Annotated in this window: 5 protein-coding genes and 1 pseudogene; 1 reads left to right on the top strand and 5 read right to left on the bottom strand. The window is 70.3% G+C overall.

Features of this window, described 5'->3' with window-relative positions; all coding sequences use genetic code 11:
• From K8V84_RS23405 to K8V84_RS23385, 5 genes and pseudogenes are all read right to left on the bottom strand, one after another.
• A pseudogene (locus tag K8V84_RS23405) lies at window positions 1–403 on the bottom strand (DNA polymerase III subunit delta); the annotation flags it as partial.
• A gap of 47 nt (window positions 404–450) precedes the next feature.
• Entirely contained in the window at window positions 451–2,790 is a 2,340-nt protein-coding gene (locus K8V84_RS23400; protein ID WP_304078698.1) for a ComEC/Rec2 family competence protein, read from the bottom strand.
• Window positions 2,791–2,797: 7 nt separating this feature from the next.
• Entirely contained in the window at window positions 2,798–3,895 is a 1,098-nt protein-coding gene (locus K8V84_RS23395) for a helix-hairpin-helix domain-containing protein (protein ID WP_304078696.1), read from the bottom strand.
• Between the two features lie 168 nt (window positions 3,896–4,063).
• Window positions 4,064–4,333 carry a 30S ribosomal protein S20 gene (gene rpsT / locus K8V84_RS23390; protein ID WP_304078695.1) on the bottom strand — a complete coding sequence of 90 codons (270 nt, stop codon included), beginning with the start codon at window positions 4,331–4,333 and terminating at the stop codon, window positions 4,064–4,066.
• Between the two features lie 208 nt (window positions 4,334–4,541).
• Window positions 4,542–5,522 carry a hypothetical protein gene (locus K8V84_RS23385; protein WP_304078693.1) on the bottom strand — a complete coding sequence of 327 codons (981 nt, stop codon included), beginning with the start codon at window positions 5,520–5,522 and terminating at the stop codon, window positions 4,542–4,544.
• 234 nt (window positions 5,523–5,756) lie between these two features.
• Here K8V84_RS23385 and lepA point away from each other — a divergent pair, with 234 nt between their 5' ends.
• Window positions 5,757–7,595 (top strand): translation elongation factor 4, encoded by a 1,839-nt coding sequence (lepA, locus tag K8V84_RS23380; protein ID WP_304078691.1) that lies wholly within the window; start codon window positions 5,757–5,759, stop codon window positions 7,593–7,595.
• Window positions 7,596–7,764 lie beyond the last annotated feature (169 nt).

Below are 7,764 nucleotides of genomic sequence, written 5' to 3'. Positions count from 1 at the left end.
CGAACGCCACCCGTTCCGGACCCTTCTTGGGGCCCCTACAGTCCACCCGCTGCGCCTTGGCCTTCGTGGCGGCCTCCAGGACCGCCTTGCCCTTGGCGCCGCCGGCGTGGGTGAGCACCAGGTTCACGTCGTCGGCGGGGTTCCCGAGGTAGTCGATGACGGTCGCCGCCAGGTCCTTGGTCAGGTCCTGGGAGGAACGGAGCACCACCACCCGGCGGTCGCCGAACAGGGACGGTGAGGTGACCTCCACCAGGGTGGACAGGCCGACCTGGGCGGGTACGAGGTCGTGGACGTCCACCTCCGGTTCGGACTCGCGGACCGCGGCGACCACCGCGGCCACGGCCCGGTCGACGAGCAGTTCCTCGTCGCCGACGACGAGTGTGATGAGGGCGGGTGCAGGCATACAACGAGCATGCCACGACCCACCGACCGGCCGGTGCCGTTCGGGGGTCAACGGTCCGGGGCGGGCCCGCGGGAGACCACGCGCACCGGGTCGTCCAGTACCGCCACGTCCCCGTCCCTGTCGGTACGCGCGTTCACCGGTGCCACCCGTTCCAGGATGTTCTGCGTGAACGGCGCCGGGTGGCCGTAGGGGTTGTCCGCGCCCACGGAGGTCACCGACACCCGCGCCCGTGTCGCGGCGAGGAAGGCGGGGTCCTGGGTACCCGACCCGTGGTGCGGGGTGTTCAGGACGGTGACCTCCAACAGCGCGGCGTCCGGCCCGCGCAACAGCTCGCCCTGGGCCGGTACCTCGATGTCCCCGGTGAGCAGCGCGGACAGGTGCGTTCCGTCCGCCCGGACCACCACCGAGGTGTCGTTGACCGTTCCCACGTAGCCCGGTCGTGGCCACAGCACCCGTAGTGTCCACGGACCCACCTTGAGGGTCTGCCCCCGTTCGGCGGTCAGGAGCTGCACGCCCTCCGCCACCAACAGTCGGCCCACCGCGGTGTCCTCGAAACCCGCGGGGGCCAGCGCCGCCGGAACCCGTCGGTGTCGCAGCACCCCCGAAGCGCCGTCCACGTGGTCGGAGTGGTCGTGGCTGAGCACCAGCAACGGGACCTCCCGTATCCCCAGCCGTTCCAGGCACCCGTCCACCGGTTCCGGGTCCTCCCCGGTATCGAACACCACCGCCTCCCCGGGGCCCACGGACAGTGCCAACGCGTCCCCCTGTCCCACGTCGCAGGAGACCAGCGCCCACCCCTTCGGTGGCCAACCACCCGGTAGGCACCGGGCCGACACCCCCAGCAGGAGCACCGCGACGGTCACCGCGGCCAACACCCGGCGGGCCCGACCGCGGGTCAGCAGGAACACCGCCACCAGGGCGGCCAGCAGCAACGCGCCGGCCACGTCGGAGCGCCATGGCAGGGCCCCGTACGGAACCCGCGCCCCCACCTTCGCCACCACGGCGATCCAGGACACCCCGAGTCCCGGAAGGTGCACCAGGAACGCCGCCGCGCCCGGCCAGACCGACGCCAACGCCGTCAACACCGATCCCGCCACGGTCACCAACGCCACCACCGGCGCGGCCAACACGTTGGCCGGCACCGCCACCCACGACACCTCCCCGGACAACAGCACCAGCACCGGGGCCACCGACACGTGCGCCGCCACCGCCACCGCCAAGGCCTCCGCGACGGGACGAGGCATCCTGGCCGACCAGGCGTGCGACCACCCGGGCACCAGCAGCAGGATCCCGGCCGTGGCCAACGCCGACAACGCGAACCCGAAGGAGGTCGCCAGTCCCGGCGCCACGAACAGCACGCCCACCACGGTCACGCCCAACGCGCCCAGACCCGCGTGCGCCCGGCCCGTGGCCAGCGCCAACAACCCCAACGAGCCCATGAACGCGGCCCGCACCACGCTCGGCTCCGGTCGGCACACCAGCACGAACAGCCAGATCATCACCGCGCCGCCCGACACCGAACACCACGTCGGCGCCCGGGCCCACCGCGCCACCGCCAACACGAACCCGGTCAGGATCGCCAGGTTGGCCCCGCTGACCGTCAACAGGTGGGTCATCCCGGTGGCCCGGAAGTCCTCCGCGGTCTCCTCCCGCAGCTCGGAGGTGTCGCCGACGATCAACGCCGGCAACAGCCCGCGTTCTGGTCGGGGGAGCTCCGAGGCGGCCTCCCTCAGGGCGGCGCGGACCCCACCGGCGAAGGCCTGGAGTCGCCCCGGCTCGGCGACCTCCTCCGGAGGGCCGCGCACCGGAACCAACGCCGCCGTCAGTGGTTCGTCCTCGGCGGCCAGGAACCCCCCTCGCGCGGTGAACTCCTGGCCCGGTAGGAGCCCCGACCAATCCGCGCCGGAGGCCAACACCACCACCGACGCCCGCGAGGCGCGGAGCTCACCGTCCACACGGACCCACACGGTGCGGGCCGGCACCACCCACTCCGCCCGTCCCGGCCGTGGCACGCCCGCCCGAGAACGCGGATCGACCGTCGCCACCGCGCGGAACTCCACCTCACCGCCCCGCTCGGTGGCGGCCACCGCGGCGCTGGTCATCGTCCGATGCACGTGGAGTCCGGCCACCGCCGTGACCGTCGCCGCGCACACCAGCGCCGCCACGATGGTGGTGAGCGGAGCCTCCCCGAGCAGCACGGACGGTCGTCCCCCCAGGAACACCACCGCCGCGGCGAGGGCCATCGCGCCCGCCAGCGACCACGCCGCCCACGCGGGCACGGCCAGGGCCACCAGGGCCGCCGCCCAGGACGCCAGAGCCGGAACGATCAGCCGCAGGTCCGGAGGGTGCCCCAGGCCGTGGGCGTCGGTTCCCAACCACGTCACCATGGTCGACTCACCCCACCGTCACGTGCGGCCGCAGGTTCTCCAGGGTCTTCTCCGCGATCCCGTCCACCCCGAGCAGGTCCTCGACGGTGGCGAAGGAGCCACCGATGGACTCCCGGTGATCGATGATCTGGCGCGCCTTCTTCTCCCCGATCCCCGGCAGGGAACGCAGCTCCTCCTCACCGGCGGTGTTGATGTTCACCGCCGTCCCCTCCCCACCGCCCGCCGCCGCACCGCCCCCACCCGGTGTCTCCTCCTCCGGCACCCCCACGAGGACGCGTTCGCCGTCGGTCAGAGTCCGGGCGAGGTTGAGCAGGTCGAGATCGGCGTCGGGCAACGCGCCGCCCGCCTCCTCCACGGCGTCGGCCACGCGGGAACCCGCGGGCATCGTGTACAGACCCGGTTCGTTCACCTCACCGCCCACGTGCACCACCACCTCGCCGTCCGGTGGGGGAGAGCCCGGGACGTCGTCACCCGGTGGGGGAGTGCCGGAAACGGGGGCGGGGCCGTCGTCGGAGGCCGCCCGGGTGACCAGATCGGGCACGGCGACCTCATCGGGGCGTTCGCGCAGCATCAGGAACGCGACCACCACAGCCAGCAGACCCGACACCACCAGAACGACCAGCGACCGACGGGACAGCGCGGCCTCGGCGGCCCAGCCCCGGGTGATCCGGTTCAGGGCCGTCACGGGTTCGTCCGGGACCAACTCCGTGTACCCGGCGGGCGGCCGGGATGTTCCGGTGGGCCGCTCCGGATCCGAAGCCCCCCGCCAGGGGCCGGTGTCGGGTTCCTCCGCGGGAGGGGTGGGATCGGGCCGCTTCGTTCCGGGATCGGGAACGGGGACGGTGAGCACGTCCTCCGGGGCGCGCTCGGGCCAGTCCCGCCCGGCGGGCCGGTAGGGGGTGCGGGTGCCGCCTACCGCGTAGGGCGCGCTCGGGACGTCGGTGCCCGGCCGGGGCGCGGGGACGGCCGCGGGATCTGCGGGTGGACGTGGGATGCGGGCGCGCAGACGCCTGGCGAAAGGTGAGGAGTCCAGACCGAGTGCGCGGAGTCGTTCCTCGGGGGACGAGATGGGAGGGCGGCGCCGTGACCGGCGCGAAGCGGTCATGGATTCAACGCTAGGGAGAGCACGACCGTCTGTCACCGGGTGATCTCGACCTGTGGATAACTCAAGGACGACCAGCCCGGAAGACCCACGCCGACGACCCCGCCGACACGAAAGGGCCCGGTCTCCTCGGGAGAGACCGGGCCCTTGACGTCGCGTGCTACGCGGTCCCTAGGCGGACCGGAGAGCGTCCAGACGCTTGGCGATCGCGCTCTTGCGGTTCGCGGCCTGGTTCTTGTGGATGACGCCCTTGCTCGTGGCCTTGTCCAGGGCACGAGCGGCGTCACGCTGCAGGACGGTGGCCTTCTCGACGTCCCCGGTCTCGGCCGCTTCGCGGAACTTCCGGATGGAGGTCTTCAGCGAAGAGCGCACCGCCTGGTTGCGGAGACGAGCCTTCTCGTTCTGCCGGTTGCGCTTCTTCTGCGACTTGATGTTCGCCATGCGAAAACGTGCTCCAGTAACTTTGATCTGCGCGCCGATCGATCCGGCGGCTCGTCTCATGGGCAGCCGTTCCATGAGTGGCTCGCGTGGGCGCCGACGCAGGGTGTGTGTGAGACCAGAAGGGCTCGAATTCGAACGTGGAGGTCCGAGACACGGACTCTCCATTATGCCGTATTCGGCGGACCACTCGGGCCCCGGGTCCGCGAGGTCACGGTATCGGGCCCAGCCACCCCGTGCGATAGGCGTCCAGATCGCCCTCCCCGGCCTCGTCGGCCAGGTAGAGCGCCACACCCGTGGTGAGTTCCTCGGGCGGTTCCGCCTTGGAAAGACCCAACCTGATCGCGGCGATCGCGGTCAGCGCCTTCTCGTTCTCATGGCCCGGTCCCCACTCCTCACCGCTGTAGGCGGGCACCCCGAAACGCAGGGTCAGGTCCTCACGCGCGCCCAGCGCCGCCACCGACTCGGTCACCTGACGCACCATGAACCCGCCGTACATCCCCTCGGTCGGCATGTCCGCGTCCACCCCCGGCAGCACGACCTCGTCGGCGTGCTCGGTCACCTGGTCCATGTACCCCTTGGACCAGTACTTCTCCTCGCCCTCGGCGACGAACGACGCCACCCGACCACCGGGGAGCAGCTCCACGTGGTGGGCCTGCACCGACAGCACCGGGTCCTCGCCCAACTCCTCCCGCACCATCGCCATCAGCGTGGGGATCGACGGGTCGTTCACCGTCACCGGCCGGATCTCCAGGTGCAGCCCCGCGAAACCGTCCGCCGCCACCTCGGCGACCGTCGGCGCGAGCGTCTCACGGTCCTCGGTGGGGAAACGGTCCCGCAGCAGCGACGACCCGGACTCCACGTGCCGTAGCCAGGCCAGTGGACGTACATCCGGGTAGGTGGAGTTCAGCCACGACAGCAGAGCCCCGGTGTCGGGCACCCGCTCCACCGTTCCGTCGGCGGCCACGTCGCCCGCGTACACGTACAGGGTGTTCACCGAGCCGATGTCCAACAGCTCCGACAGGGCGTCGGTGTCCTCCCACGAACCCACCCAGGCCGCGTCCGCGGCCTGGGAGGCCGCCCGGTCGCTCGGCGTGCCCGAGAACTGGAAGCTCAACAGCGAGCCCGCCGCGACCACCAGCACCAGGACCGCCGCGACCCCGGCCAACAGCCGTGTCAGAAACCACTTCACCCCTACGCCACCCGCTCTCGCACCCGCCGGGTCCGTTCCCGGCGTCGGTTCGCATAATCTGGACGTCGACACCCGCGCCTCGCGCCCATACTGCCGTACCGCCTCGGGGGAGACCCGGTGAGGGCGGTACCCGCGTCATGGGAGGATGGAGGACGCCGTGTGCCCACGGCAGAGGCGGAAAGTCGCCCCCACAGGCGCACACGACCCTGAACCAAACCCGTTGAACGGAGCACGGTGGCACAGCCGAACTGGACCGATCCCGCGCTGATTCGCAACTTCTGCATCATCGCGCACATCGACCATGGCAAGTCGACGCTGGCCGACCGGATGCTCCAGATCACCGGGGTCGTCGAGGACCGTCAGATGCGCGCCCAGTACCTGGACCGCATGGACATCGAGCGCGAACGCGGCATCACCATCAAGTCCCAGGCGGTGCGGATCCCGTTCACCGCCCTGGACGACAAGACCTACACGCTCGACCTGATCGACACCCCCGGCCACGTCGACTTCACCTACGAGGTGTCGCGTTCGCTGGCCGCCTGCGAGGGCGCGATCCTGCTGGTCGACGCCGCACAGGGCATCGAGGCGCAGACGCTCGCCAACCTGTACATGGCGCTCGAGAACGACCTGCAAATCATCCCGGTGCTCAACAAGATCGACCTTCCCGCGGCCCAGCCCGAGAAGTACGCCGAGGAGATCGCCGGAATCATCGGCTGCGAGCCCTCCGACGTGCTCAAGGTCAGCGCCAAGACCGGTGAGGGCGTCGAGGAGCTCCTCAACGAGATCGTCAACCAGATCCCGGCCCCGGTCGGAGACGCGGACGCCCCCGCCCGCGCGATGATCTTCGACTCGGTGTACGACACCTACCGCGGAGTCGTCACCTACGTGCGGGTCGTGGACGGAAAGCTCAGCCCGCGCGAGCGCATCCAGATGATGTCCACCAAGGCCTCCCACGAGATCCTGGAGATCGGCGTCAGCGCGCCCGAGCCCCAAAAGTCCGGTGGTCTGGGCGTGGGAGAGGTCGGCTACATCATCACCGGTGTGAAGGACGTGCGCCAGTCCAAGGTCGGTGACACGATCACCGCCCTGAACCGGTCGGCAACGGAGATGCTCGCCGGGTACCAGGAACCCAAGCCCATGGTGTTCTCCGGGCTCTACCCGATCGACGGCACCGACTACCCGGTGCTGCGCGACGCCTTGGACAAGCTCCAGCTCAACGACGCCGCCCTGAACTTCGAACCGGAGACCTCCGCGGCCCTCGGCTTCGGTTTCCGCTGCGGTTTCCTTGGCCTGCTCCACCTGGAGATCACCCGTGCCCGTCTGGAGCGCGAGTTCAACCTGGACCTGATCTCCACCGCCCCCAACGTCATCTACCGGGTGGAGATGGAGGACGGCACCGAGCACGTGGTGACCAACCCCAGCGAGTTCCCCGAGGGCAAGATCGACTCGATCCACGAGCCCATGGTCAAGGCCACCCTGCTCACCCCCGCCGACCACATCGGTCAGATCATGGAGCTGTGCCAGGAGCGCCGCGGTGAGCTGCAGGGCATGGACTACCTGTCCGAGGACCGGGTGGAGATGCGCTACATCCTGCCCATGGCCGAGATCGTCTTCGACTTCTTCGACGCGCTCAAGTCCCGCACCAAGGGGTACGCCTCGCTGGACTACGAGCCCATCGGCGAGCAGGTCGCCGACCTGGTCAAGGTCGACATCCTCCTGCAGGGCGAGGCCGTGGACGCCTTCTCCGCGATCGTGCACAAGGAGAAGTCCTACGCCTATGGCGTGGAGATGACCAAGAAGCTGCGCGAGCTCATCCCCAGGCAGCAGTTCGAGGTCCCGGTCCAGGCGGCCATCGGCGCCCGGGTCATCGCCCGCGAGAACATCCGCGCCATCCGCAAGGACGTGCTCTCCAAGTGCTACGGCGGCGACATCAGCCGTAAGCGCAAGCTGCTGGAGAAGCAGAAGGAGGGCAAGAAGCGGATGAAGATGGTCGGCACCGTCGAGGTGCCGCAGGACGCCTTCATCGCCGCCCTGTCCTCCGATGAGCCGGAGACGAAGGACAGCAAGAAGTAAGTGCCCGCACAACCGACCGGTGAGGTCCCACCGCGCGACGGCTCCCTGCCGACATCGGCAGGGATCGGCGCCGCCGAGCGGGGGCTGAGTCTCTACGTCCACGTTCCGTACTGCCGGGTCCGCTGCGGCTACTGCGACTTCAACACCTATACCGCCGACGACCTCGGCC

This window comes from Nocardiopsis listeri (assembly GCF_020741345.1).
Taxonomy (GTDB): Bacteria; Actinomycetota; Actinomycetes; order Streptosporangiales; family Streptosporangiaceae; genus Nocardiopsis; species Nocardiopsis listeri_A.
Note: the sequence above shows the minus strand (reverse complement) of the source record. Positions and strands in the feature narration are given on the sequence as shown.